The following is a 25,683-nucleotide window of genomic DNA, read 5'->3' as shown; positions in this document are numbered from 1 at the left end:
AGTCTCCTTGCCCCCCTGTACGAAATGCTCCCGGACCCGGTTACACCCTCAGGCGCTTCGCAGCGTGAGCAGGGTCACCTCGGGCGGGACGCCGATGCGGAAGGGGAGCCAGTGCCCCGTGCCGCCGGAGACGTAGAGGTGGCTGTCGCGGAAGCGGTAGCGGCCCAGCATGTGCTTGAAGGCGAAGCCGAACAGCGGCACTCCCAGGAAGGCCACCTGTCCGCCGTGCGTGTGGCCCGCGAGCGTGAGGCGCGCGCCGCGCTCGGCGGCGTAGGGGAAGAAGTCCGGGTGGTGGGAGAGGCAGAGCACCACGTCGTCCGGGTGTCCGTCCTTGAAGGCCATCTCCGCGGAGTGCTGCCAGCGCCGGTCGCGTCCAGCGCGGCTGGGACCGGACATGGGGAAGTCCACGCCCACCACGCGCACGCGCTGACCGCCGTGCTCCAGCACGTGGGTTTCATCCACCAGCAGCCGGACCGGAGCGCCGCGCTCGGCCAGCTGCGCGTAGCCGCCCAGGACTTCCTCCAGCCCGCGCCAGTGCTCATGGTTGCCGAGCACCGCGAGCATGCCGTGGCGGGCCGTCGTGGAGGCCAGCGCGGCCATGGTCTCATCGATTTGATTCACGTCGTCGATGAGGTCCCCGGTCATCACCTGGAGGTCCACGCCGGCGGTGTTCATCACCTCCACGGCGCCGCGCAGGTACTCGGGCGAGATGAACGGGCCCACGTGCACGTCGGTGATCTGCCCGATGCGGAAGCCGTCGAGCGCGGCGGGGAGGCCGCGCAGCTTCACCTCCACCTCGCGCACGGTGAAGCCCAGGCTGCCGTTCACGACGCCCACGGCGCTGGTGCCCATGGCGAGGATGGGCATGGCCTGACCGGCCTTCATCAAGAGGTCCCGGCGTCCCAGGTCCACACCCGGAGGCGCGGCCTGCTGACGGCGTTCCCTGCGCAGCTTGAGGATGAGGAACGGAGGGCCCATCAGCATCACCATCAGCGCGGCGATGCTCCACACGACGGCGAACAGCTTCACCGGCACGAGCAGCGGAGGCGTGTGATGCAGGCCGTAGCCGGTGACGGCGGGCACGGTCCACGCAGCGAACGCGAAGACGGACAGGCCCACCAACACGCCATGGCGCCAGCCCCGGGTGACGGCGGGCAACAGCCTGCGCAGCACGAGATACGCGCCCAGGTAGACGAACAGCAGGACCAGCAGCCTTCCCATGGTGTGCGCGCTCTCGGTGTCGTGAGGAGCCCCCAGGATAACGGACCCCCTGACCGCGCGCCGTGTCCCGGCACCGGGCTGCTCGCCTCCTGGGCTTCACGGAACTTAACGTGTAATAGCCGCAAAATGAGACGAACCTCCGGAGCCGGTCTCCGCGTCGTGTGCCTGTGGCTGGCGTTGTTGCTGGGGTGTGCCTCCGCACCCGTGCGAACGGAGTGTGAGGCCAGCCACGAGGACCAGTGCCTCACGCAAGTCTGCGAGGACGACGTCTGCGCGCTGTTCCGGTGCGAGGACCTGGCACCCAAGCGCATCGTGCGGACGCGAGGGGCGATGCCCGTGGCGCCCATCTTCGTTGCGCCCGGCAGCGGGCCGCAGCGGACGTGGGGAAGTGCGCAGGGCCTGCCAGGCGATGCCGTGCCCGTCATGGTCTTCCGCTGGCACCGGCGGGAGAAGCTGCCCAGCGAGCTGCGCCGCGAAAAGGCGCTACAAGAGTGGTCGAAGCGGCCGAAGGAGCGGCACCACATCTTCCCTCAGGCGTTCAAGAAGCACTTCGAGGACAAGGGGATTGAGATCCACAAGTACGTCTTGATGATCGATGCGGAAGTTCACGCACGCATCCATCGTGGCGCGTTGGGCGGACCCTGGAATCGAGATTGGAATACCTTCATCGAACTTCAAGGAGTCGAGGCTGACATTCCGGATCATTTCGAGCACGCCGCATGGATGATTCGAAAATATGAACTTTTCGGTCTTCCGATGACGTATTGGCAGCAGGTCGACCTGCTGCCCGTGCCCTTCGAGGATTGAGCCATGCGCTATTTCGAAGTTCGTGGCCCGCCTGACGGTGTGGAACCGCAATGGAGCGGTGAGTACCGGGCCGAGCACCGATGGCACCTGTCCGGCGTTGACTGTCCCAGGTTCGGCCCCTGGGCATGGATGGATGCCTTTCCATCCGTGGACCTCTCCTCTTTGCAGGAACCGGTGCTGGCCGAGTCCAAGGGGCCTATGTCCGTCGCGGAGTACAGCCGGCTGGTGGCTCTCATTCGCCCCTTTGTTCCTCCTGAGCTTCCCATCAGAGCAGGGGGCTCGTTCGGGCCCATGGTTGGAACGGCAAGAGGAAGGTTCGGTCCGATCACCTGCTGGCCCACATGGCGGGTGCTCCTCCGCGAGGACGCGGTGGACCTGCTCAAGGCCGAAGGACTGCGGGGCATCATCGCGGTCCGCATGGAACTCCGGTCCCGCCGCAGCACGATGCCCGCGCTCTACGAACTCGAAGCCCGGCCCCTGGCCCGGCTGCATCCCGACTGCATCGGCGAATTCAAGACGCCCGCGTGTGAGCTCTGCGGCAAGCCGGAGTCGTTCTCCCTGCCGCCGAAGCGCTGGCTGCTGCGGTCTTCGATTCCGGAAGGGCTCGATGTCTTCGGCATCGACGGAGCCAACCCGCGCGTCGTCAGCGAGCGCTTCGTCGAAACCGTGCAGCGCCTGGGCCCCAGCGACGTGCACTACCGCGAGCTTCCCGCCGCCGACTGATTACATCCCTCCACCCGGGCTCGCGAGCCGCAGGTGTGAGTGCAGCGTCTCCGCTCGCAGGTACAGGAACTGCGCATCCCCGAAGGCCAGCGCGTCCCCGTCCGTGAGCATCCGCTCCTCGCCTTCGCCCAGCGCCGCGGCGTTCAGCCAGGTTCCGTTCATGGACCCCAGGTCCTTCACGGAGCACGTGCCCTGCGCCGCGTTCCAGCGCAAGAGCGCGTGCTGCTTCGACACGGACGGGTCATGCACCATCAACGCGCACCCCTCCGTCCGCCCCACCCGCAGCTCCTGCCCGTCCCGCTCCGGCCCCAGGAAGTGGACCTCCAGCGAGTCGAACGCCTGGAGCATGACGAGCAGCCGGTCCACCAACCGCGACCGGTGCGCCATGCCCACCGTGCGCGCCTCCGCCAGCCGCAGCGCCACCTGCTGGAACACCGGCTCCGGTGGCTGCTGGATCAACACCACCGGTCCGGAGGCTTGCAGGAACGCGTGCACGGGCGCGTACGCGAACGGGCGGAGCTGTTGAACGGAAGGCATCACGCCCCCACGTTACCCCCAGCCCCGCCGGTGCGCGAGCCGCCGCACTCCCAGTGTCGGGTGCACGGCGATTCCATCCATCACTTCAGGACGCGACAGACGCCTTCATCAAGTGGTCGCCGTAGTCCTCCCTCAGCTTCATCTTCAGGAACTTCCCCGTCGACGTGCGCGGAATCTGCTGCACGAAGAGGATGTCATCCGGCAGCCACCACTTCGCGAACTGCTTCTCCAGGTGCGCCGTCAGCTCCGCCTTCGTCGCCTGCTGTCCCGGCTTGAACACCACCGCCGCCAGCGGGCGCTCGTCCCACTTCGGATGCCGCCCCGCGAACACGGCAGCCTCCAGCACGGACGGATGCGCCATCAGCGCGTTCTCCAGCGCCACGGAGCTGATCCACTCGCCGCCGGACTTGATGACGTCCTTGCTGCGGTCGGTGATGTGCAGGTAGCCCGCCGGGTCGATGGTCACCACGTCGCCCGTCTTGAACCAGCCATCCTTCGTGAACCGGTCCTTGCCCTCGTCGCCGTAGTACGACGCCGCCACCATGGGTCCGCGCACCTCCAGCTCGCCCATGGCCTTGCCATCCCAGGGAAGAATCTCCCCCGTGTCGCTCACGTGGCGCGTCTCCACGAACGGCACCGAGTACCCCTGCGACGCGTACGCATCCAGCTGCGTCTCCGGCGACGCCGTGTGCAGGTCTCCCTTGAGCCGCGCGAGCGTGCCCACCGGGTTCATCTCCGTCATGCCCCACGCGTGCAGCACGTTCTGCCCGTGGCGCTTGCGGAAGCCGTCAATCAGCGCCGGCGGCGCCGCGGAGCCGCCAATCACCATGTGCCGCATCCGGCCCAGGTCCCACTTGCCCGGCTCGCGGTCCAGCTGCGCCAGGATGCCCAGCCAGATGGTGGGCACGCCGCCCGCCACCGTGACCTTCTCGTTCTGCATCAGCTCCAAGAGCGACTGCGGATCCAGGTGCGGCCCGGGCAGCACCTGCTTCGCCCCCGTCAAGAGCGCGTCGAACGGCAGGCCCCACGCCGCCGCGTGGAACATGGGCACCACCGCCAGCACCGTGTCGGACTCCTTCAGCCCCAGCACCTCCGGCAGACAGCACACCAGCGTGTGCAACACGATGGAGCGGTGGCTGAAGAGCACGCCCTTCGGGTTGCCCGTCGTGCCGGACGTGTAGCAGAGCATCGCCGCGCTGTTCTCATCCAGGCGCGGGAACTCGAACGCGGGCGGCTCCGCCGCCAGCAGCTTCTCGTAGTCCAGCCGCCCCTCCGGCACCGGCCCGTCATCCGGGATGACGATGACGTGCTTGAGGCTCCCGGCGGCCTTCTCGAACTTCTCCACCAGCGGCAACAGCGAGCGGTCCACCACGATGACCGTGTCCTCCGCGTGGCGCGCGATGTAGCCCAGGTCGTTGGGGTGCAGCCGCAGGTTGAGCGTGTGCATCACCGCGCCCATCGCCGGCACGCCGAAGTACACCTCCAGGTGCTGGTGGTGGTTCCAGCTCAACGACGCCACGCGGTCCCCGGGCTTCACCCCCAGCCGCGTGAGCGCGTTCGCCAATTGGCAGACACGTTTGTGGAAGTCCGCGTACGTGTAGCGGTGCAGGGACTTGTCCGGCTTGCGGCTGACGATCTCCTGCGCGCCGTAATAGGAGCGCGCGCGCTCCAGGAAGTGCGTCAGGGTGAGCGGGAAGTCCATCATGCGACCGGTGAGCATCGACACCATCCCTTCGGGAGAGGGGGAAGGGCCGGATGCTAGCGGATGCACGGCGCCATGCCCGCCACTCGCGGTGGGGGCAGGCATGGCGCACTACGTCAATGTCAGCCGAAGAAAACCTGCGCGACCTTGAAGAACTCCTCGGGGACGCGCTTGAGCTCGCGGGTGGCCTCGGCCAGCTCCTCGCTGACGATTTCGTTGCCGCGCAGGGCGGCCATCTTGCCGAACTCGCCGCGAGCGACCATGTCGCACGCATGCACGCCAAACCGGGTGGCGAGCACGCGGTCGTGCGCCGTGGGGGCGCCGCCGCGCTGGATGTGGCCGAGCACGGAGACGCGCGTCTCGAAGCCGGTGCGCCGCTCAATCTCCGCGGCGACGATGTTGCCCACGCCGCCCAGGCGCGGCCGGCCCGCTTCGTCCAGCGCGCCCGTGGTGACCAGCTGCTCGTTCTGCTCCGCGGACAGCTTGATGCGCGTGCCCTCCGCCACCACCACGATGGAGAAGGTGCGCCCGCCCGCGTTGCGGCGCACCAGGTGCTGCGCGACGGCCTCCAGGTCCGCGGGAATCTCCGGGACGAGGATGACGTCCGCGCCGCCCGCGATGCCCGCGTAGGTGGCGATCCAGCCAACGTGCCGGCCCATCACTTCACAGACGATGACGCGCTTGTGGGACTCGGCGGTGGAGTGCAGCCGGTCCACGGCCTCCGTGGCGATGTGGACCGCGGTGTCGAAGCCGAAGGTGAAGTCCGTGCCGTTGAGGTCGTTGTCGATGGTTTTGGGCACGCCGACGATGCGCAGCCCCTCCTGGGACATGCGCGTGGCGGCGGACAGGGTGCCCTCGCCGCCAATGGCGATGACGGCGTGGATGCCGTTGCGCTCGATGGCGCGCTTCACGCGCTCCAGGCCGTTCTCCACCTTGAACGGGTTGACGCGTGAGGTGCCCAGGATGGTGCCACCCCGGTGGAGGATGCCGGAGGTGGTCTCCCGCGTGAGGCGGAAGTGGTTGTCGTCCAGCAGGCCCTTCCATCCATCACGCAGGCCCATCATCTCGAAGCCGTGCTCGCTGGCACGGCGGACGATGGCGCGGATGACCGCATTGAGGCCGGGGCAATCACCCCCGCCGGTGAGCACGGCGACTTTCATGTGACAGGTTCTAGCGCGACCCGGCCTCCGCGCGTGAGAACGGATTGCAGGGAACGCCCGGGGGACAACCTTCCCGGTCCCCAGGCGTGCGGGGGACCAGGGCTGTCAATCGCGGGCGCTGTTCACGTGTAATTCCCGGAGGCGGGCGTCATGCCGCGCGGCGCCACGTACGCAGGGGCTGGGGGGCTGAGCGGCCGGGGCAGGGCGGCATATGCTGGCCGGCCCATGAACCTACGGGTGTTCCAGACGGAACAGGAGGCGGCCTCCTCCTGCGCGGCGCGCATCGCCGAGGCCGTGCGTCACTCACCGGAGCTGGTGCTGGGGCTCGTCACGGGGCGCTCGCCGCTCAACGTGTACCGGAACCTGGTGGAGCTGGCGGGCCGGGGGGCGCTGGACCTGTCGCGGGCGACCACGTTCAACGTGGACGAGTTCCTGGGGCTGCCACCGGAGGACGCGGGCAGCTTCCGCGCGTACATGGACCGGCACCTGTTCCGGCATGTGAATCTGTCAACGGAGCGGATCCACTTCTTCGACGGGTGCGCGCCGGACGCGGAGGCGGAATGCGCGCGCTATGACGCGGCGCTCGCGGCGGCCGGGGGGCTGGACCTGCTGCTGCTGGGCGTGGGGCCCAACGGGCACATCGCGTTCAACGAACCCGGCGAGGTGCTGACCGCGACGAGCCACCGCGCGCGCCTGTCGCGGGAGACGCGGCTGTCGCACGTGATGGCCTTTGGGGATGATCCGTCCAAGGTGCCCATGGCGGCGCTGACGCTGGGCATGGCGGCGGTGCTCCAGGCGCGCAAGGTGGTGGTGCTGGCCTTCGGCGTGAACAAGGCCGCGGCGGTGACGGAGATGGTGCACGGGCCGCTCACGCCCCGGTGCCCCGCGTCGTTCCTCCAGCTCCACCGCGACGCGGAGCTGTGGCTGGACACCGGCGCGGCCAGCGGCCTTCAAGGGCGCAGGCTGGTGGACGCCCGGGGTGCCTGACCCCATGTGACTTGATTGGCGAGCCTCGCGGGGGGCTTGCTGCTGGCGGCCGGACGGGACGCGGGCTTCGCGGGGGCTTTCGCCTTCGGTGCGGCGGCCGGGCGCTTCGCCGCGACGGGCGCCTTGGGCTTCGTGTGCTCATAGGCCGCGAGCACCTTGGCCACGTAGAACTCCGTCTCCCCGTTGTGCGGCACGCGCCCGTTCACCGACCCGGGCCCCGCGTTGTACGCGGCCACGGCCAGCCGCACGTCGCGGAAGCGGCGCAGCTGTTCGGCCAGGTAGCGGCCGCTCCCGTCCACGGTCGTCGCAGGGTCGAAGGGGTCCTCCACCCGCATCAGCGCCGCGGTGTCCGGCATGAGCTGCCCGGGCCCCATGGCCCCCGCGGGGGAGATGCGGTGCACCCGCGTCTCCGACTCCACCTGGATGAGCGCCCTCAGGAGCCCCGGCGGAATCCCGTGGCGGCGCTCCGCGTCCGCGATGAGCGGCTCCAGCGGCGGATGGTCATCCAGCACGCACGCGGGCCGGTGCGCCACGTAGGCCCCCAGGGCGCGCGCCTTCGTCTGGAGGAAGGAGAAGGACAGGGGCGACACCTGCGTCTCGCCCAGCCAGGCCACGCCCAGGTTGAGCAGCACCACGGGCACCAGCGCGCACGGCACCAGCCACGCCCATCCCGGAATCTCGATGCCGCCCGCGGCCCGCTTGCGTCCCACCCTCCCCACTTAAGGGCGCTCCGGGTCCCCGTCCAGCTTCCGGCCCGTCCCGGCGTCCTTCCGCCGGGACGGGGGAGACTTCTTCAGAACAGCAGGCCGAAGTAGTTGGCGCTCGCCTTGGCGCCCACGCAGACCTGGACGTCCGCGGTCCACGCCTGCGTGGGGGGCGCCCCCGTGGCCTGGAAGCGGAACTCCAGCTCCTCCTGCCTGGCCAGGTCCAGCACGTCCACCGGGCCGCTGCTGGTGAGCTCCAGCGTGTTCGTGGGGCTCCCGCTGCCGGTGCGCCGGAACTCGCCCAGCACCACGTACTCCAGGGAGCCCGGCTTGCGCACGGCGAGGCTGGCGCGCTCGATGCCGCTGATGTCCGTGCTGGCGGTGGCGTTGAAGAGCTTCAGCCGCAGCTCCGTCTCCACGTCGGCGTCCTCGGGCAGCGCGCTGGCGAAGTCACCCAGCGGAATCGTGAAGGACTGCTCCACGGACCCGGCGATGGGCGGCGAGGCGGGGAAGGACAGGTCGTTCTCGGTCTTGCAGATGCGCTCGGCCTCCACCTCGACGGTGAAGAGCGAATCACAGCCCGTGCCCATCAGGGCCACGGCGCCAGCGAGCAGGAGGGTGCGGAAGGATTGCGTTCGCATGGTGGATGGGGCTCCTGGCTCAGAAGAAGTAGACGATGAAGCCCAGCTTCACCGACGGGATGGTGGCGCGCACGTGCAGCGGTCCGGACGTGACGCTGTCGTCGCCGGAGGCGTCCTGGATGAGCGGCGTGGGGTCCGGCACGGTCATCGCCACGTAGCTCAGGCCCACGTTGAGGAAGAAGCTGAAGCGGCTCTTCGTGCCCACCTCCAGGCCCAGGCTGCCCGTCACGTAGTTGTAGGTGACGTCGCGGATGGCCTCCGACGCGGCGCTCGGCTCACGGCCCAGCCAGTCCAGCACCTCGCTGTACTCCGAACCGAAGTAGTGCCCGGCCTCCGCGTTGATGGACGGCGCGATGAAGGTGTCCATGGGCAGGATGCTCAGGCCACCGCGCACGCCGACGCTGAGCGTGTTCGTGGTGGGGCCCGCGTGCAGCCGCAGCCAGTTCGTGGGGCGCACCACCGCGGACAGGCCGATGCCGTGCGGCGCGCCCGCGTCCAGCAAGAGGCCCACCTTGTGGGGCGCGTCGTCCTGGGCGAGCGCCGGGGTGGCGGTGCCCAACACCGCCAGGCACCCCAGGGCGATGCCCGAGGAGAGAAGAGAAGGGTGTCGTCGTCTCAAGGAAGAGGAGTCCATCGTCATGACGAAAGTTCCACGGTGAATGCCGGCCCAGCGGCCATTCTTCGCGGAAGGCGAGGGGGAAATGAAGCGGTTCACGCAAAACCCGTACGGGCTTTCCGGGATGCCGCGACACACGGTGAGACGACTGCCCGGTTCCCGACACGCTGCGTGGTCCATCGTGACCTGGAAATGCGTGCAATCCCTGTCAAATCACTGACGTCCTGTTCAATCCACTGGGTGATGTGCAGCCAAAACCACCCATGCGAGCGTATGATGGAGAGACACGGCGGCATGGCGTCGCGGGCCGGGAACCGGGGGGCCAAGGATGCTCGACGAAGTCGATCTGCGCATGAAAGCGTGGGTGGGACGCATTGCCACGGATGCGCCCGTGTACCTGGGCGTGCCTGACCGTGAGTCCCTGGAAAAGGGTGTCTGTCTTTACCTCCTGGAGCTGGGGCCCGCGCCCCTGACCCGGGCGGGGAAGCGGGCCGGCCTGCAGTTCACCGTCTGCTATCTGGTGACGGTGGGCGCGGAGACGCCCGAGCGCGCGCACCGGCTCCTGGGAGACCTGGTCTTCGCGGCCATGAGCGACAAGGAATTGGAGGTGGACCTGAGCCCGGTGCCAGCGGCGCTGTGGGCGGGTCTTCGCTCGGTGCCGCGGCCCGCGTTCCGGCTGCGGGTGCAGGTGCGCAAGGAGCAACCCCTGGCGGAGGTGCGGTGTCTGTCATTGGTGGGCGGGGCGTCCAGGCAGACCCCCCTGCTGGGGCAGGTGGTGGGCCCCGGTGACGTGCCCATCCCGGACGCGTGGGTGGCGCTGCCCGCGCTGCACCTGAGCACGCGCACGGACGCGCAGGGGCACTTCCACTTCCCCCGTCCGGCGCACGGAGAGACGTTGGGCCGGCTGGAGGTGCGCGCGGAAGGGGAGCTGCTGTCGGTGGAGTCGGAGGGGCTGGCCACGGGGACCTCGCCGTGGATCATCCGGATGCCGGTGAAGGAGGAGTGACGATGGGCGCGGGTCCGCCAGCCGAGGCCGTGCAGGCGCGGCCTCGCGAGCGGCGGCACCTGGCCTGGGTGCTGTCCCTGGCCCGGTGGGTGAAGACCTGGGCGGAGCGGGTGCTGGCGGAGCACGCCGCCGCGGTGGCGAAGGCAGCGGTGGTGCCGGGCGGCGCGCGGGTGCTCTCGCTGCCCCTGCGCGAGCCGGCCGTGGTGCTGCTGCCGGTGCCCCTGTGGCCTCCCAGGGAGGCGCCCGTGATTCCGGAGGCGCCCACGCCCCGCTTGAACACGCTGCGGTGCATTCCAAGCGAGGGGGACGTGCCGGAGGCGGAGCCCGGCATGGCGCCCCGGGTGCCCTTCGGGTTCGGCCCGGAGGACCTGCTCCCCGTGGAGCCGGGGGCGGTGGTGGCCCCGCCGCCCTCGCTCGCGCTGCTGCTCCAGTCCGCCGCGCTGCCGGACAAGGACCCTCCGGCGCGGGCGGTGACCTCGTTTCCCAGGGACCCGGCCCGGGAGCTCATCGTGCTCCTGAAGGAATCGCTGCAGACGCCGGCCCCGCCCTCCGTGCCCTGGTCGGAGCCGGTGCCCTCCTCGCTGGGAGAGCCCGCCGACGCGGAGGAGATGCTGCGCCAGTGCGAGCGGTTGGAGCTGGAGCCGCCGGTGGAGTAGCCAGGGGGCTATGCTGCCCGGCGAGATGGCCGAGCGGTCACGTCCCAGCGCCGTGCTTCCAGACCTCACGGGGGCGGACGTCGCGCGCCAGCTGGAGGGCCGCGCGGAGACGCTCGCCGCGGCTCGGCGGCCGCACGCGGAATTGGAGATGGTGCTGTCCGGACGGCGGTGGCGGCGCGCGCTGCTCCGGCGTCCGGAGCTGGTGCCCGCGCTCGTGGCCGGAGCGCAGGCGGTGCGGGAGGCGCTGGAGCGCGTCCAACGCCGGGCGGCGCAGGAGGCCTGGCCGGACGACCTGCCCGTGTGGAAGGAGGCCCGGGAGCTGTCCGCGCGCCGCGAGCGGCTGACGCGGCTGGCCCGGCGCAGGCTGGACGTGTTGACGGTGGCGCCGGAGGGCCTGTCGCTGGAGGACGCGCTGACGCGGCTGGATGCGCTGGTGCGCCAGAAGATGGCCTGGACCCTGAAGCCGGGCGAGGTGCTCGTCTTCGATGACGACACCCCGCGAAGCTCGGACTCGAGCCTCGTGCCCAGGGCCCTGAAGCAGGAGGTGTCACCCCGGCTGATGTTCTCCTGGGGCGGGCTGACCGCGCTGTGCTTCCTGCTGTTGCTCGTCGCTCCCAAATCAATGGAGGTCCCGCTGGTGGCCGGCCTGGTGACGGGGACCGTGGGCCTCCTGTTCTCACAGGTCCTGCGCGGGGGCCGGCTCCGGCTCACCAGCGAGCGGCTCATCTGGGCGCCGCTGTTCGGCGAGCCGCAGGAGGTGCGGCTGGGCTCCATCCCCCCGGACGGCTTCCGGCTGGAGCAGGACGTGGACCTCCAGGTGGAGGGAGACCGGCGGCTCCATGCGCGCTCCGTGCGCGGAGCCACGGAGATCGCGCTGCTCGTGGAGCTGCACCGCCAGCCGCCGCTGCGTGGCGCGGCCCGGGCGGGCGTGCGGCTGGACTCCGTGGCGGTGTTCCCCGCGAAGCTGGGCTCGCGGCAGGGCTTCTGTGTGCTGGGGCCCCAGGGACTCTCCTTCATCCCGGAGGGGAGGGGCCCCCAGGCCCTGACGGCCGTCACCGGCAGGCCGACGGCGCTGCGTGGCTTCGAGTCCGACCGGGTGCTGGACGCGCTGCGCTGGCTGCCGGAGGCGGAGTTCGACGCCTGCGTGACGCGCGTCGTGGAGGCCACCGGAGGCACGGCCTGGGCCCGCCTGGACGCGCGCTACGTCCCGGGCCCGCCGGTGTGGCAGCGCATCGCCATCCAGCACGGAGGCCAGACGCTGACCGGCCGCGTGCGGTGGGACCAGCAGGATGCCGCCGAACGGCTCCTGCGCGACTGGCCCCGCTGAAAGGCGTTTCCAACCAGGCAGCGTCCTTCGCTGCGTACACACAGGGCTCCAACCCCCGTTCCCCGAGAGACATCATGAAAGCCAGACACCCGGACGTGCGCCGGTTCTTCCAGCGCACCGCGTCCGCCGCGACGCTGTTGTTGGGCCTTGCCATGGGCAGCCCGTCCCAGGCGCAGCACTTCACCGTCTTTGAAAGTGGCCAGGTGCGTCCCCTGGCCCTGTCCCCCAACGGCCAGTGGCTCTACGCCGTCAACACGCCCGACAACCGGTTGGAGATCTTCCAGGTGGGCAGCAGCGGCCTCACGCACAAGGGCTCCGTGCCCGTGGGCCTGGAGCCGGTGGCCGTCGCCGCGCGCACCAACAACGAGGTCTGGGTGGTCAACCACCTGTCCGACAGCGTCAGCATCGTGAAGGTGGACGCGAACGGGCAGGGCGGCAGCGTGAGCCGGACGCTGCTCGTGGGGGATGAGCCCCGCGACATCGTCTTCGCGGGCACGGGCAGGAAGCGCGCGTTCATCACCGCCGCGCACCGGGGACAGAACACCGGGTTCGACCCGCGGCTGACCACGCCGGGCGTGGGCCGCGCGGACGTCTGGGTGTTCGACTCGGACAACCTGGGCACGACGCTGGGCGGCACGCCGCTCACGCGCCTCGGGCTGTTCGGTGACACGCCTCGCGCGCTCACGGCTACTCCGGACGGCAGCCGGGTGTACGCGGCGGCGTTCCACTCCGGCAACCGCACCACCGTGGTCCACGAGAGCCTGGTGCCCAACGGCGGCGAGTCCGTGGGCGGCGTCCCCGGCCCCAACGTGAACCACCAGGGCATCCCCGCCCCGGAGGTCTCCGTCATCGTGAAGTACAACGGCCAGGATTGGGTGGACGTGCTCAACCGCCCGTGGACGGATTACGTCCGCTTCTCGCTGCCGGACAAGGACGTGTTCGCCATCTCCGCCAACGCGAACCCGCCCGTGCAGGTGTCCGGCGCGGCGGGCACCTACGCGGGCGTGGGCACCATCCTGTTCAACATGGCCGTCAACCCGGTGAGCGGGAAGGTCTACGTGAGCAACACCGAAGCGCGGAACGACCTGCGCTTCGAGGGCCCCGGCACCCTGACGGGCAACACCCTGCGAGGCCACCTGCACGAGAGCCGCATCACCGTGCTGGGCGGCCCCAGCGCCCCCACCGTCACGCCCCGCCACCTCAACACGCACATCAACTACGCGGCCTGCTGCGCGCCCACGCCCAACGCGGAGAGCGAGAAGAGCCTCGCGCAGCCCACGGGCATGGCCGTGACGTCCGACGGCGCCACGCTGTACGTCGCCGCGTTCGGTTCATCCAAGCTGGGCGTGTACGCGACGTCGCAGCTGGAGGCCGGCACCTTCACGCCCTCCACCGCGAACCAGGTGACGCTGACGGGCGGCGGGCCCACCGGCCTGGTGCTGGATGAGGCCCGGGGCCGCGCGTACGTGCTGACCCGCTTCGACAACGCCATCTCCGTGGTGGACACCGCGACGAAGACGGAGGTCGCGCACCTGCCCATGTTCAACCCGGAGCCGGCCAGCGTGGTGCAGGGGCGTCCGTTCCTCTACGACGCGCGCAACAGCTCCAGCCACGGTGACTCGTCCTGCGGCAGCTGCCACATCTTCGGCGACTTCGACAGCACCACGTGGGACCTGGGCAACCCGGATGGTGACGTGAAGGTGAGCTACAACCCGGTGGTGCCGGTGCTGCCGGAGTTCGGCACGGACCCCACGTTCGGGCAGGACACGTCCTTCCATCCGCTGAAGGGCCCGCTGTCCACGCAGAGCCTGCGCGGCATGGCCAACCAGGGCCCCATGCACTGGCGCGGCGACCGCACGGGGGGCGACAGCGCTCCCAGCGTGCAGCCCAACGGCGGCACGTTCGACGAGGTCGCGGCGTTCAAGCAGTTCAACCCCGCGTTCAAGGACCTGCTGGGCCGCAGCTCGCAGCTGACGGAGGCGGAGATGCAGAAGTTCTCCGACTTCATCCTCCAGGTCGTCTATCCGCCCAACCCCATCCGCAAGCTGGACAACTCGCTCACGGCTTCGCAGCAGGCGGGCAAGGACTTCTTCACGAACACCACGAGCTTCTTCCAGGGCTCGTGCGAGTCCTGCCACCGCGTGGACGTGAACGCGAACCCGGGCGAGGGCCCCTTCAAGGGCTTCTTCGGCACGGACGGCCGCAGCTCGTTCGACGCGGAGCCGCTGTTCCCCAAGGTCCCGCACCTGCGGAACATGTACCAGAAGGTCGGCATGTTCGGAGCGGCCTTCCCCTTCGGCAACACGCCGGCGGATCCGTTCCTGGGGGACCAGGTGCGCGGCACGGGCTTCAACAGCGACGGCGCCATCCCGACGCTGTTCCTCTTCAACAGCGGCTTCGACTTCCACCCCGTCTTCAACCAGGTGGGCATCCCGGACACGCCGGCGGGCTTCCAGGCGAAGAAGGACATGGAGGAGTACATGTTCGCCTTCGAGACCAACCTGGCGCCCATCGTCGGCCAGCAGGTGACGCTCACCGCGACGAACGCGGCGGTGGTGGGCTCGCGCATCGGCCTGTTGATGGCGCGCGCGGACGCGGGCGAGTGCGACCTGGTGGCGAAGGGCCGCGCGGGCACGACGGAGATGGGCTTCCGCTACCTGGGCAGCGGGCAGTTCAAGGCGGACCGTGCGGCGCTGCCGCTGGTGCCGTCCGCGTCGCTGCGCTCGGGCGTGGCCGCGAGCCAGGGCGTGCTGACGTACACGTGCACGCCGCCGGGCTCCGGTCAGCGCGTGGGCATCGACCGGGACCTGGACGGGTTCCTGGACGGGGATGAGCGCGCCGCGGGCACGAATCCGGCGGACCCCGCGAGTCATCCGTAGCAAAGCAAGACATCGGAGGGGCGCTTCGTGATGTCGCCGGGGAGCTCAAGGGCTTCTCGCGACTTCACGAAGCGCCGCGGCTCCCGGACGCCACGCATGGCACGAACGTCCAGGGGTGGCGCTGACACCGCCTGGGGATGGGCTGGGCCTTTCAAAAACACGTCATGGGAATAACTCCGGACGCGGACGTAACAGCAGGGCAACGCCCACCCTTTGAGAGGTTTCACAACATGATGAAGCGACTGTCCCTGTTCGCGGCACTGACCCTCCTGTTGACGACCCCGGGCTGCGGCCCCGCCGATGAGGTGGGTTCCGAATCCGGGTTCGGGCTCGCGCAGGTGGAGCAGGAGGCGACGCAATCCGCGGGCACCACGTCGGAGGAGCTGCCGCCCATCAACTGTCCCAGCAGGATGGTGGCCTACCAGTTCGGGTGCAGTGGCACCGGCTGCGACAACGTGTCGATGGGCTGCCGGGACATTCCCAGCAGCGCCGGGGTGGGCGTCACGAGCTGGACGCAGGCGTTCTCCGAAGAGACCCAGACACCCACCGTCTGCCCTACAGGCTACTGGGTGACAGGCGTGTCCTGCACGGGAGGCTTCTGCGACAACGTCTCGTTGCAGTGCACGCGTATCACCGGGCCCACCGCGGTGGACTGCTTCTGGTCTGGCTGGATCTCCGACGAGACCGCCCCCTTCCAGGCTCCCGAGAACTACTTCATCCGGGGCGCGAAGTGCCGGGGCTGGTACTGCGACGACATGAGCTTCCAGTACTGCAGAATGGGCTGATTCCCGGCGGACCCAGCCCAACGCCATCGCGCGAGCAGCGACGCAGGCGGCCCGGGCCCCCGTGGCCCGGGCCGTCCGTCGTCAGATACAGTTCCGCCTGAAACGCCATGGCCTACCGTGAACTTGCAGCCGCGCTGAGCGTGAGTGCCCTTGTGGGGCTCGCGCTTTCCATCCCACTCGCATCGCTCGCGGTGACTCCAGGCGTGTCGCCCCTCGCTTGCGTGGGCTTCGCGCTCGGCGCAGGGGCCTCGCTCGCGGTCGTGGGGTTCGCGGCGTGGCGTGACACAGGCCTTTTCTGCAAGCACATGTGCATCGCGAGTCTTTTCGCGCTGGGGGCCTGCGGGTTCGGCTGGCTCATTTCGGATGCTGGCGAAAAGCCGGTCCTCGCCACCGCGATAACCGGGGCGGTGATTGTTTTGCTCCTCGTCGCTCAAGAGGCGTTACGGCGGCGCAGTGGGCCGGTGCCTCACATCCTCCTGTCCCAGCCGCAGGCAGGACAGGTCTTGGAGTACGAGGGCATTCATCTCGCCTTCACGCAAACGCCTGTCCTGAGCTCCGGGCGGAGCAGCCGGGTCAGCCTCGTGCTGGAGAACTGCTGGAGCGGACCTCGCGACGTGAGGGTGGAGTTCATTCCGGAGGAGGGCCCCTCCAAGGACCCGCTGCGAGTCGTCCGCCACGTCGGGACCCGGCTGGAGGGCGCGGAGGTGCGCCGAGCCGATTTCGAGGTGCAAGCTCCCGCGGGGATTCAGGGCACATACGTGCTGAGGGTGCACATCACGGTGCAGGGCCTGCGGGGCCGGAGAATCCGGGCCAGGCGCGCCCTCGAATTCCAGAACCGTGTCTCCGAGGGGAAACAGGCCGCGTATCTGCTCGCGGGCACATTCATCTGGGGCGGAGGATTGCGCTTGCGGATGCAGGCGGAGCCGACGGGAGCACAGACGGCGGGTCCGTGGCAGGACACCGTGACCTGGCACCGGAACGGTGAAGAGCCTCGGCACTGAGGGGCAATGCCCGGCTCCGGGGGTGATGCGCACCGTCACACCCCATGACCAGCGAAGAAACGCAGAGGGGACGCATCTCCGGCAGCTTCCTCACCACGCGCGACGGCACGCAGCTGTACTTCAAGGACTGGGGCCCGAAGGACGGACAGCCCGTCGTCTTCTCGCACGGCTGGCCGCTCACGTCCGACGCCTTCGAGGACCAGATGCTGTTCCTGTCCGAGCGCGGCTACCGCACCATCGCCCATGACCGCCGGGGACACGGCCGCTCCTCCCAGCCGTGGGACGGCCACGACATGGACACCTATGCGGACGACCTGGCGGAGCTGACGTCCGCGCTGGGGCTGCGCAAGGCCGTCCACGTGGGCCACTCGACGGGCGGCGGCGAGGTGGCGCGCTACATCGGGCGCCACGGCACCGGGCGCGTGGCGAAGGCGGTGCTCATCAGCGCGGTGCCGCCCATCATGCTCAAGACGGACTGGCACCCCCATGGCCTGCCCATGAAGGTCTTCGACGACATCCGCGCGGGCGTGCGCGGGGACCGCTCCAGCTTCTACAAGGAGCTGAGCCTCGCGTTCTACGGCTTCAACCGGCCCGGCGCGAAGGTGTCGGAAGGGCTGCGCGAGAGCTTCCTCCTCCAGGGCCTCATGGGCAGCCTCAAGGCCGAGTACGACTGCGTGAAGGCCTTCTCCGAGACGGACTTCCGCGCCGACCTGGCCCGCATCGACGTGCCCACGCTGGTGCTGCACGGCGATGATGATCAGATCGTCCCCATCGACGGAGCGGCGCGCCTCAGCGCCACGGCGGTGAAGGGCGCGGCGCTCCAGGTCTTCCCGGGGTTCAGCCACGGCATGTGCTCCGTCAACAAGGACGTCATCAACGAAGCACTGCTGGCCTTCCTCAAGGGCTAAGGGCTCACAGGTCCAGGATGAGGCTCAGCTCTTCGTCAGCGGCCTCGTCCGTCTGGACGGCGGCGTCGCTGTCATCCGAGTCATCCCCGTACCGCGACCAGCCGGCCACCGCCGACGCGCCAATGCACGTCATCTGCCGGGGCGCGGCGCCGACGCCGTCCGCGTCCTGGTCGCGGTAGAGCATGGTCCACTGGTAGCGGCCCGTGTCCGCGTCGTCGCAGTCGTTGCCCACGGCCTGGAGGAAGTAGGGCAGGGGCAGCATCTTCCCGGTGCAGAGGCGCTGCTGGGGAATGGGCGTGGTGAAGCCGTCCCCATCGCGGTCCGCGTGGGCCGCCACCAGCTCCTGCCAGCGCGTCGCGTCCTGCGCGTCGCAGTCCGTGCCCGTGGCGGACCAGGGGCTGGGGACCTGGCCACCGGTGCAGAGGACCGTGGACGCTCCCGCCCCCACGCCGTCTCCGTCCGTGTCCGCGAAGGCCGTCACGTCCCGGAAGGCCGCGGCGTTCGTGTCGTCGCAGTCCAGGCCCGACAGCGCCTGGGTGGCGTAGCCCGGGGGCAGGGCCGTGCCCGCGCACAGCTCGCCGCTCTGGGCCACGGTGTACGTGTCGCCGTCGGCGTCGCGGTGGGTGAAGCCCAGCATCCGCCACACGGTGGCGTCCTGGGGCGCGCAGTCCGTGGACGACGTGGAGTAGCCCGGGGGCACCGTCGCGGCGCCACAGAGGGAAGTCGCCACGCCGGAGCCCACGCCGTCCCCGTCCGCGTCCGCGTGGACGCTCCAGGCCCGGAACACCGTCGCGTCCGCGTCATCACAGTCATCCTGGCGGACCTCCGAGGAATAGCCCTGGGGAAGCCAGAAGCCGCTGCACACCTCGCCCGTCGCCGGGGACAGGCGGCCGTCGCCATCCGCATCCCGCGAGGCGTAGGCCAGGGGCTGCCAGCGGGTGCCGTCGCCGGGCGCGCAGTCGCCGCCCCGGAAGGTCTCTCTTGGCGAGGACTCACCCGGCCCCTTGCAGAGGAGCAACGGCGCTCCGTCGCCGTAGCCGTCCCCGTCCGGATCCGGCCAGCGCTCGACCAGGACCGTGCGGTTCGCGTAGCGGTCGTCGCAGTCCTCCGGGCCGGACACGGTGGCGTAGCCCGGCGGCAGCGCTTCGCCCGAGCACACCGTGCCCTCCCGCGCCACGGTGAAGCCGTCCCGGTCCTCATCCCGGTGGCTGAAGGGGAGCATCCGCCAGAAGCGTGTGTCCCCGGGCGCGCAGTCCCCGGAGGTGAGCACGTAGCCCTTGGGAGGTGCACGCCCCCGGCTCGGGCACCAGGTGATGGCCAGCCCCGCGCCCACGCCGTCCAGGTCCGTGTCCGCCCACGCCTCCACCAGGGCCGACACCGCCGCGTCCCCGTCATCGCAGTCCGGCGGGCCCGCCTGCCGCAGATAGCCCGCGAGCGTGGCCCCCACGCAGCCCGTCACCGGACCCGCGCCCGTGGCCCCGTCACCGTCCGCGTCCGGATACAGGCCCGGCACCCGGCGCCAACGGGTGGGGTCCGCGGGAGCGCAGTCGCCCGCCTCCTGCGTCCAGCCCTTCGTCGTGTCGCCCACGCAGGTGACGGACGTGCCGTCCTCGCCGAAGCCGTCTCCGTCCGTGTCCGCGTAGGCCGTGACGGACCGCCACACGGTGGGGTTCGCGTCATCACAGTCCAGCTCCGCCGGATGGCCGTCGCTGTCCAGGTCCCGGGGGCCCACGCCGCCACCGCAGCCCAGCTGGAGTCCCAGGGCCAGCCACACCCATGCCCGCATCATGCGCACCCGCGTCTTCATGAGAGGCGCCGGGGCTACTGACGGGTCAGCGTGCAGACCGGGAAATAACCGCCGGCCTGTCTGAACCAGCTGAAGTGGAAGCGCCCGGGCCGGGTCATGGTGAGCAGGGCCAACCGGTCACACCGCGACGCCTCCTCGGCCCGGTCGCTGCCCGGGCCCGGGAATTCGATGGTGCGCACGTTGCTCTCACCCACCAGGGTCCCGGTGACGATGAGCGATGACCCGACCACTGAGTAGGCATCCACGGTCGCGAAGACGTAGTTCACCCCCGAGAGGGCGTCCTCCGGCTCCGCCAGGGCCGAAGCCGGGACAAGGGTCAGGGTGGCCAGCAGGGCGAGTGCGCGGAACGACGACATGGGGCCTCGGGAGGAAAGGGCCGCGACGGGAACGCGGCGTCCGAGCCCTATACGGAGCAGGCGGAACTCCTTGGCTCGGTTTCCTACCTCCGCGTGCCCAGGAACGCCTCGGTCAGCTGATGGGTGGCCATGCCATATCCTCCGCCGCCCGGGGAGGTGCTCCTGCACGACTGTTCGAGGATGAGGACCCAGTTCAGGGACAGGTTGCCCTGCCTGTCCCAGCGCCCGAATCCCGGCGGCGCTCCATCCAACTCATTGAGGAAGTACTGCTCCCAGCAATACTTGTCACGGCCCCGGAGCGGGCTGGTCATCAAGGGAAAGGTCAGCGTTCCGTCCTCCAGGACCTCGAGCGTGACTCCCTGGGGGAACCCCAGCCCCAGGTAGCCGTAACTCCAGAGCTGGACCTGGGAGTCGCTCACTCGGGAGAGCGTGACGGACGTCTCCTGGAGATAGTCCCGGGGCTCCAGGGGCCCGGTGGCGGTGGTGATCTCGTCGTGGGTGGAGCGGGGGCCCCAGTAGGTGCCCTCCATCAGCGCCGCGGGGAGGGCCTGGGAGACGGTCAGGGTGAAGGTCGCGGTCTTCGACGGGTCCATCAGGGACACCGCCTGGATGGTCACGGTCAGCTCCTCCTGGGCGAAGGGGGCCGTGTAGGTGACGGACGCGCCGACCGCGTTGGACAGAAAGCCCTCCCCGGACAGCAGGTACCAGTCCACGTCGGAGACGTAGGTCCCCGTGCCCTCCACGTCGGCGGTCAGGACGGTGCTGCTCTCGGAGGCGATCCGGTTCTCCCCCTTCACCGTCACGCGGGAGACCGCGTCGGGAGGAGGCGGCGGCTGTTCGCTCCCTCCACAACCCAGCATCGTCACCAGCGTCAACAGCAAGAGTCGGTTCATGGGGCAGGCCTCCCGGATGCGCGGACAGCCAGGATACGGACCGGACCTGCGTGCGTGGCTGTTGTCCTCCGGTGCACCACCGGGCTTGTCATGCCCCGGGGCGTGCAATACGCCTTGGAGCCATGTCCACCGCCGCGCTGCCCGCCGACTTCCTCCGCGCCATCGCCGAGTCCTTCCCCGCCGACTTCCTCACCCGGGAGCCCGCGGAGCTCCAGGAGTACGGCCGCGACTGGACGCGCGTGTACGCCCCGGCGCCGGGCGCCGTCGTCTTCCCGCGCACCACGGAGGAGGTCGCCCGCTTCGTGGCGCTGTGCCACCAGCACCGCGTCGCCGTGGTGCCCTCCGGCGGGCGCACGGGCCTGGCGGGCGGGGCGGTGGCCATGCACGGCGAGGTGGTGCTGTCGCTCAAGCGGATGACCCGCATGGAGCCCGTGGACCTGCTGGGCAACACGGTGCGCGTGCAGGCCGGCGCGGTGACGGAGGCCGTGCACCAGCACTGCGCGCCGCACGGGCTCACCTGGCCGGTGGACTTCGCGTCCAAGGGCAGCAGCACGGTGGGCGGCAACATCGCCACCAACGCGGGCGGCGTGAAGGTCATCCGCTACGGCCTCACCCGGCAGTGGGTGCTGGGCCTGCAGGTGGTGACGGCGCAGGGCCAGGTGCTGGAGCTCAACGGCGCGCTGGAGAAGAACAACACCGGCGCGGACCTGCGCCAGCTCTTCATCGGCAGCGAGGGCACGCTGGGCGTCATCACGGAGGCCACGCTCAAGCTGACGCGGCTTCCCGGCAAGCAGGACGTCTTCCTCTTCGCGGTGCCGGACGTGGCCGCGGTGCTGCGGCTGTTCCGCGACGCGCGCCAGGCCCCGCTGGTGCTGTCCGCCTACGAGTTCTTCACCGACAAGTGCCTGGCCCGCGTGCAGCGCCACCGCAAGCTGCGCTCGCCCTTCGAGGCCCCCAGCGGCTGCTACGTCCTGCTGGAGTCCGAGGGCGGCGACCCGGCGGCGGTGGAGGCGTGGTTGGCCTCGCTGTTCGAGCGCGGGCTCGTCACGGACGGCACGCAGGCGCAAGGGGCCGCGCAGGCGCAGGAGCTGTGGTCGCTGCGCGAGTCCATCAGCGAAAGCCTCTCCGCCACGGGCGTGCTGCACAAGAACGACATCTCATTGCCGGTGGCGAACCTGGAGGCGTTCTGCTCGGAGCTGGATGCCATCTTCGCCAGCCGGTATCCGGGCTGGGAGATCTGCCTCTTCGGCCACATTGGCGACGGCAACCTGCACGTCAACGTGATGAAGCCGGACGGGGTGGAGAAGGCGGACTTCTTCGCCCACGCGAAGCAGTCCGACCACGCCATGTTCGACCTCGTGCGCAAGCACGGCGGCAGCATCTCCGCCGAGCACGGCATCGGTCTGCTCAAGAAGGACTACCTGGACTACACGCGCGCGCCCGGGGAGCTGGAATTGCTGCGCACCCTCAAGCGCGCCATGGACCCCGCGGGCATCCTGAACCCGGGGAAGATCCTGGATGCCTAGGACACGATGCGCGTCTTGATGTCCGTCTCCAGCCCGGCGATGGCCTCGCACACCTGGCGGGACACGTCCTGGTCCAGGTCCATCACCAGGTAGCCCACGTTGGCGTCCGTGCTCAGCACCTGCGCGTGGATGTTGGCGTTCAGGTCGGACACGATGCGGTTGATGTCACGGAGCACGCCCGGCGTGTTGCGGTGCACGTTGATGATGCGGTGGGTGCCCGGGTTGATGGGCGCCTCCACGTTGGGGAAGTTCACCGCGCCCGTCGTCGCGCCGCCCTTCACGAACTTGAGCAGCGACGTGGCCACCTCCTTGCCAATGGACGCCTGCGCCTCCTCCGTGGAGCCGCCGATGTGCGGCGTCAGCACCACGTTGGGCAGCCCCTGCAGCTCCGTCATGAAGCCGTCCGAGTTGCCCTCCGGCTCCTCCGGGTACACGTCCACCGCCGCGCCGCCCAGGTGCTTGGAGCGCAGGGCCTGCGCCAGCGCCGGGATGTCCACCACGGTGCCTCGGCTGGCGTTGATGAGGCACGCGCCCGGCTTCATCGCCGCCAGCTGCTCCGCGCCCATCAGCAGGTGCGTGGAGGCCAGCGCCGGCACGTGCAGCGTCACGAAGTCGGACTCCGCCAGCAGCGCGTTCAGCGTGGGCACCGACCGTGAGTTGCCCAGAGGCAGCTTCGTCATCACGTCGTAGTAGAGGACGCGCATGCCCAGGGACTCCGCCAGCACGCCCAGCTGCGAGCCGATGTGCCCGTAGCCCACGATGCCCAGCGTCTTGCCGCGCACCTCGTGGCTGCCCGTGGCCACCTTGCGCCACTGCCCCGCGTGCACCTCCCGGCTGCGGTCGAAGAGCTGGCGCGTCAGCACCACCACCTCCGCCAGCACCATCTCCGCCACGCTGCGCGTGTTGCTGAACGGCGCGTTGAACACCGGCACGCCGTGCACGCTGGAGGCGAGCAGGTCCACCTGGTTGGTGCCGATGCAGAAGGCGCCAATCGCCAGCAGGTCGTCCGCGTACTTCAGCGCCTCCTCCGGCACCGTCGTCTTGCTGCGGATGCCCAACAGGTGCACGCCCCTGAGCCGCTCCGCCAGGTCCTCCGGCTTGAGCGCGGCGGACAGCCGCTCCACCTCGAAGCCCTCTGCCCTCAACATCTCCTGGGCCGAGGCGTGGATGTTCTCCAGCAGCAGGACTCGCAACGGGCCCTCGTTGTTCACGGGGCGGCGGGGCGACGGCGGGAAGCGGGGTGTGCTCATGGCGCCTTGCGTTAGACCTCGCCCTCCATGGTGTCAAGGGGCGGGTGAGAGGGGGGAGACTCCGGCAACGTGAAGGTGAACGTCGCGCCGGTGCCTTCGTCGCTGTCCACCCAGAGTCTGCCCCCGTGGGCGGTGACGATGCCGCGGGCGATGTAGAGCCCCAGGCCGCTGCCCTGGTGGGCGGTGTCACGCGCCTGCCAGTGGCGCTGGAAGAGCCGGGCCTGCTGGGCCTTGGGGATGCCGATGCCGGGGCCGGTGTCGCGCACGCTCCCCCGCACGCGGCCCGCGTCCCGGCCCGCTTCCCCTGCCTGCCTTCCACGCGGGGCGGCCGGAAAGACACCGGGCCCGCCGCTTCCCCGGACTGGAGGGAAGAGACGGGCCCGGTAGGACAGCAGGGAAGCAGGGGGCTACTGGATGGTCCAGGCCACCGTGCCGCTGCACGCCTCGCTGCCGAAGCAGCCCACGCGGATCTGGTACGTGCCGCCCGCGCCCGCCGGAGCGGTGTAGGCCGCGCGGGACAGCGAGCCGCACCCGGCGGCGTCGTCGTTGGACGTCACCTGCTGGCCGGCCGCGTTGAACAGGCGCACCACCGTGTCACCCGTGCCGGACGCGCCCGCCACGCCGCAGCTGCCGAAGGTCAGCGTCTGGCCGGACGTGAGGTTCACGTTCATGTTGAACGTGTTGCGCGTGGCGTTGGCGGTGTCGCTGGCGTCGAAGGTCATGTTGCCGCCCGCGGGCGGGGTCGTGCCGCCGGAGGCAATCTCCCAGGCCACCGTGCCGGCGCAGGCGCCGTTCTGGTAGCAGCCGGCGCGGACCTCATAGGTGCCCGCGACGGTGGCCGTGTAGGTCAGCTTCGAACCGAAGCCGCTGGCGCAGCCGTCGTCGTTGGAGGCGACCTCCGTGCCGGACGGACCGCGCACGCGCAGGAAGGAGTCGCCGCTGGTGAGGGCCGAGCCGCTGACGCCGCAGGTGCCCACGGTGAGCTTGTCGCCCGCCTTGAGCGTCACCGTGCCGTTGACGGTGTTGCGCGTGGCGCTGGAGGTGTTGGTCGCGCTGAAGTCGAACTTCGTCGCCGGGGGCGGCGTGGTGTTGCACAGGCGCACGTTGGTGTTGGCCGCGCAGAACGCCGTGATGGCCTGGGCCACGTAGGTGATCTCCTCACCGCCGCAACCCGTCTCGCTGCACACGTTGACCTCGTTGCAGTTCTGGCCCACGCGCTCCACGTAGTCCAAGTCGCCGCGCACCAGGATGCCCGCCACGGTGTAGGTGTCCGTCTCGTACACGCCGGAGCCGGAGTTGCCCCCGAAGGTGTCCGTCGTGGCGACGAAGTAGTCCTTCAGGCCGGAGTTGTTCGTGCGCACGGAGCCGCCCGAATCAATCTTGAACGGGATGCCGCTGCCGCTGCCGATGACGGCCACGTTCTGGCCCACCGTCATGGGGTTGTTGCCCGGACGCACCGGGGCGGGGGTGAAGCGCGGCGTCGCCGGACGGTCCAGCCGGATGATGGCGAAGTCGATGTCGCCAGCGCTGGTGGACGACAGCTTGCGCGCCACGATGCTCTTGCAGGAGAAGACGTCCTGGCTGGTGATGGTCTGCAGCTGGCCTTCCGCCGTCTTGTAGAAGTTGAAGACGAAGCGCGCGTCCTTGCACTCGATGAAGTCGTCGTTCGGCGTCGCGGGCCCCACGCAGTGGCCGGCGGTGAGCACCAGGTCATCGTCGATGAGCGTGCCGGAGCAGAGGCCCGGGGTCGGATCATCGTAGAAGCGCTGGTCCGTGCAGAGGCCCTCCAGTTCGCCCACCGTCAGCGGGTCCACCTGGACGTCGTTCGGGTTCGTCATGTCGATGAGCTCCGGCACCGTCAGCATCACGGTGGCCTGCCGGGCCCGGTCCCGCAGGGTCGCGTCGGGGTGCGCGTAGACGTCGAAGCGGTCGTCCTTGCCGTAGACGACCGGCGCGCTGGACTCGTTCAGCGCGGGCTGCTGCTCGGGCGTGCCCGATTCAGGGGCCGGACCACAGGCCATGGCGGTGAGGGTGCAGAACAGGGTGCCGAGCAGCTTCGCGCGGCGGGCGGGGACGGACATGGACATGCGGGGTGACTCCTGACGGGTACGGCGACAGACACAGCGAAGAATGGGGGTGTTACTGGAAGACGTGGGCGGACCCGGGCGGTCGCATGAAAGGACCGGGGGGT

The 25,683-nt window shown here is 70.0% G+C and carries 24 protein-coding genes; 11 read left to right on the top strand and 13 right to left on the bottom strand.

All coding sequences use genetic code 11. The annotated features are described in order from the left end of the window. Positions 1-48 precede the first annotated feature (48 nt). Entirely contained in the window at positions 49-1,221 is a 1,173-nt protein-coding gene (locus D7X96_RS18360) for a metallophosphoesterase (RefSeq protein WP_121770314.1), read from the bottom strand. Between the two features lie 126 nt (positions 1,222-1,347). Here D7X96_RS18360 and sitA6 point away from each other — a divergent pair, with 126 nt between their 5' ends. Both sitA6 and sitI6 read left to right on the top strand, forming a co-directional pair. Then, positions 1,348-2,028, top strand: a complete 681-nt coding sequence (gene sitA6, locus D7X96_RS18355) for a SitA6 family polymorphic toxin lipoprotein (RefSeq protein ID WP_244219635.1) — start codon at positions 1,348-1,350, stop codon at positions 2,026-2,028. A gap of 3 nt (positions 2,029-2,031) precedes the next feature. Further along, entirely contained in the window at positions 2,032-2,751 is a 720-nt protein-coding gene (sitI6, locus tag D7X96_RS18350) for a SitI6 family double-CXXCG motif immunity protein (RefSeq protein WP_121721916.1), read from the top strand. Here sitI6 and D7X96_RS18345 read toward each other — a convergent pair whose 3' ends face one another. The 3 genes from D7X96_RS18345 to D7X96_RS18335 form a co-directional block, all read right to left on the bottom strand. Beyond that, entirely contained in the window at positions 2,752-3,288 is a 537-nt protein-coding gene (locus D7X96_RS18345) for an FHA domain-containing protein (protein ID WP_121770312.1), read from the bottom strand. It lies immediately after the preceding gene. Between the two features lie 85 nt (positions 3,289-3,373). Beyond that, the gene (locus tag D7X96_RS18340) at positions 3,374-5,008 is read right to left on the bottom strand and encodes a long-chain fatty acid--CoA ligase (protein WP_121721930.1); all 1,635 of its coding nucleotides are present in this window, start codon (positions 5,006-5,008) and stop codon (positions 3,374-3,376) included. 104 nt (positions 5,009-5,112) lie between these two features. Continuing rightward, positions 5,113-6,150: a 6-phosphofructokinase gene (locus D7X96_RS18335; RefSeq protein WP_120548450.1), complete on the bottom strand. Its 1,038-nt coding sequence runs from the start codon at positions 6,148-6,150 to the stop codon at positions 5,113-5,115. Positions 6,151-6,375: 225 nt separating this feature from the next. Between D7X96_RS18335 and D7X96_RS18330 the strand changes: the two genes are divergently transcribed. Then, positions 6,376-7,137 (top strand): glucosamine-6-phosphate deaminase, encoded by a 762-nt coding sequence (locus D7X96_RS18330; protein ID WP_121721917.1) that lies wholly within the window; start codon positions 6,376-6,378, stop codon positions 7,135-7,137. Here D7X96_RS18330 and D7X96_RS18325 read toward each other — a convergent pair. The 3 genes from D7X96_RS18325 to D7X96_RS18315 all read right to left on the bottom strand — a co-directional run bounded on the left by D7X96_RS18325 (position 7,101) and on the right by D7X96_RS18315 (position 9,101). After that, entirely contained in the window at positions 7,101-7,847 is a 747-nt protein-coding gene (locus tag D7X96_RS18325) for a lytic transglycosylase domain-containing protein (protein WP_121721918.1), read from the bottom strand. The two genes, D7X96_RS18330 and D7X96_RS18325, sit on opposite strands and share 37 nt — an antisense overlap. An 83-nt stretch (positions 7,848-7,930) precedes the next feature. Continuing rightward, complete coding sequence (locus D7X96_RS18320; RefSeq protein ID WP_120548447.1) at positions 7,931-8,482, bottom strand: hypothetical protein; 552 nt, start codon at positions 8,480-8,482, stop codon at positions 7,931-7,933. 19 nt (positions 8,483-8,501) lie between these two features. Then, the gene (locus D7X96_RS18315; RefSeq protein WP_233609443.1) at positions 8,502-9,101 is read right to left on the bottom strand and encodes a hypothetical protein; all 600 of its coding nucleotides are present in this window, start codon (positions 9,099-9,101) and stop codon (positions 8,502-8,504) included. 361 nt (positions 9,102-9,462) lie between these two features. Between D7X96_RS18315 and D7X96_RS18310 the strand changes: the two genes are divergently transcribed. From D7X96_RS18310 to D7X96_RS18280, 7 genes are all read left to right on the top strand, one after another. Further along, the gene (locus D7X96_RS18310; RefSeq protein WP_244219634.1) at positions 9,463-10,104 is read left to right on the top strand and encodes a carboxypeptidase regulatory-like domain-containing protein; all 642 of its coding nucleotides are present in this window, start codon (positions 9,463-9,465) and stop codon (positions 10,102-10,104) included. Positions 10,105-10,106: 2 nt separating this feature from the next. Continuing rightward, positions 10,107-10,760 (top strand): hypothetical protein, encoded by a 654-nt coding sequence (locus D7X96_RS18305; RefSeq protein ID WP_120548444.1) that lies wholly within the window; start codon positions 10,107-10,109, stop codon positions 10,758-10,760. 10 nt (positions 10,761-10,770) lie between these two features. Continuing rightward, positions 10,771-12,087: a hypothetical protein gene (locus tag D7X96_RS40010; RefSeq protein WP_158626597.1), complete on the top strand. Its 1,317-nt coding sequence runs from the start codon at positions 10,771-10,773 to the stop codon at positions 12,085-12,087. Positions 12,088-12,161: 74 nt separating this feature from the next. Beyond that, positions 12,162-14,966: a hypothetical protein gene (locus D7X96_RS18295; protein ID WP_121770309.1), complete on the top strand. Its 2,805-nt coding sequence runs from the start codon at positions 12,162-12,164 to the stop codon at positions 14,964-14,966. A gap of 230 nt (positions 14,967-15,196) precedes the next feature. Beyond that, complete coding sequence (locus D7X96_RS18290) at positions 15,197-15,751, top strand: hypothetical protein (protein ID WP_120552408.1); 555 nt, start codon at positions 15,197-15,199, stop codon at positions 15,749-15,751. Between the two features lie 107 nt (positions 15,752-15,858). Further along, entirely contained in the window at positions 15,859-16,752 is an 894-nt protein-coding gene (locus D7X96_RS18285) for a hypothetical protein (RefSeq protein ID WP_121770308.1), read from the top strand. A gap of 44 nt (positions 16,753-16,796) precedes the next feature. Beyond that, positions 16,797-17,660, top strand: a complete 864-nt coding sequence (locus D7X96_RS18280) for an alpha/beta fold hydrolase (RefSeq protein WP_121721924.1) — start codon at positions 16,797-16,799, stop codon at positions 17,658-17,660. Positions 17,661-17,664: 4 nt separating this feature from the next. Here D7X96_RS18280 and D7X96_RS18275 read toward each other — a convergent pair whose 3' ends face one another. The 3 genes from D7X96_RS18275 to D7X96_RS18265 form a co-directional block, all read right to left on the bottom strand. After that, entirely contained in the window at positions 17,665-19,467 is a 1,803-nt protein-coding gene (locus D7X96_RS18275; RefSeq protein ID WP_244219633.1) for a hypothetical protein, read from the bottom strand. 14 nt (positions 19,468-19,481) lie between these two features. Continuing rightward, positions 19,482-19,823 (bottom strand): hypothetical protein, encoded by a 342-nt coding sequence (locus D7X96_RS18270; protein ID WP_120552404.1) that lies wholly within the window; start codon positions 19,821-19,823, stop codon positions 19,482-19,484. 83 nt (positions 19,824-19,906) lie between these two features. Further along, on the bottom strand, positions 19,907-20,716 hold the full coding sequence (locus D7X96_RS18265) for a hypothetical protein (protein ID WP_147468344.1): 810 nt from the start codon (positions 20,714-20,716) through the stop codon (positions 19,907-19,909). A gap of 122 nt (positions 20,717-20,838) precedes the next feature. Here D7X96_RS18265 and D7X96_RS18260 point away from each other — a divergent pair, with 122 nt between their 5' ends. Next, a complete protein-coding gene (locus D7X96_RS18260) occupies positions 20,839-22,242 on the top strand; it encodes an FAD-binding oxidoreductase (RefSeq protein ID WP_120552403.1) in 1,404 nt (467 codons plus the stop codon). Here D7X96_RS18260 and serA read toward each other — a convergent pair. The 3 genes from serA to D7X96_RS18245 all read right to left on the bottom strand — a co-directional run bounded on the left by serA (position 22,239) and on the right by D7X96_RS18245 (position 25,579). Next, positions 22,239-23,492, bottom strand: a complete 1,254-nt coding sequence (serA, locus tag D7X96_RS18255; protein ID WP_120552402.1) for a phosphoglycerate dehydrogenase — start codon at positions 23,490-23,492, stop codon at positions 22,239-22,241. The genes D7X96_RS18260 and serA overlap by 4 nt on opposite strands. An 11-nt stretch (positions 23,493-23,503) precedes the next feature. After that, a complete protein-coding gene (locus D7X96_RS18250; RefSeq protein WP_279637397.1) occupies positions 23,504-23,770 on the bottom strand; it encodes a sensor histidine kinase in 267 nt (88 codons plus the stop codon). Positions 23,771-23,899: 129 nt separating this feature from the next. Beyond that, complete coding sequence (locus tag D7X96_RS18245) at positions 23,900-25,579, bottom strand: serine protease (RefSeq protein ID WP_244219631.1); 1,680 nt, start codon at positions 25,577-25,579, stop codon at positions 23,900-23,902. Positions 25,580-25,683 lie beyond the last annotated feature (104 nt).

This window comes from Corallococcus interemptor, from assembly GCF_003668875.1.
Lineage (GTDB): Bacteria > Myxococcota > Myxococcia > Myxococcales > Myxococcaceae > Corallococcus > Corallococcus interemptor.
The sequence above is the reverse complement of the archived record's forward strand: the minus strand, read 5'-3'. Positions and strand labels throughout refer to the sequence as shown.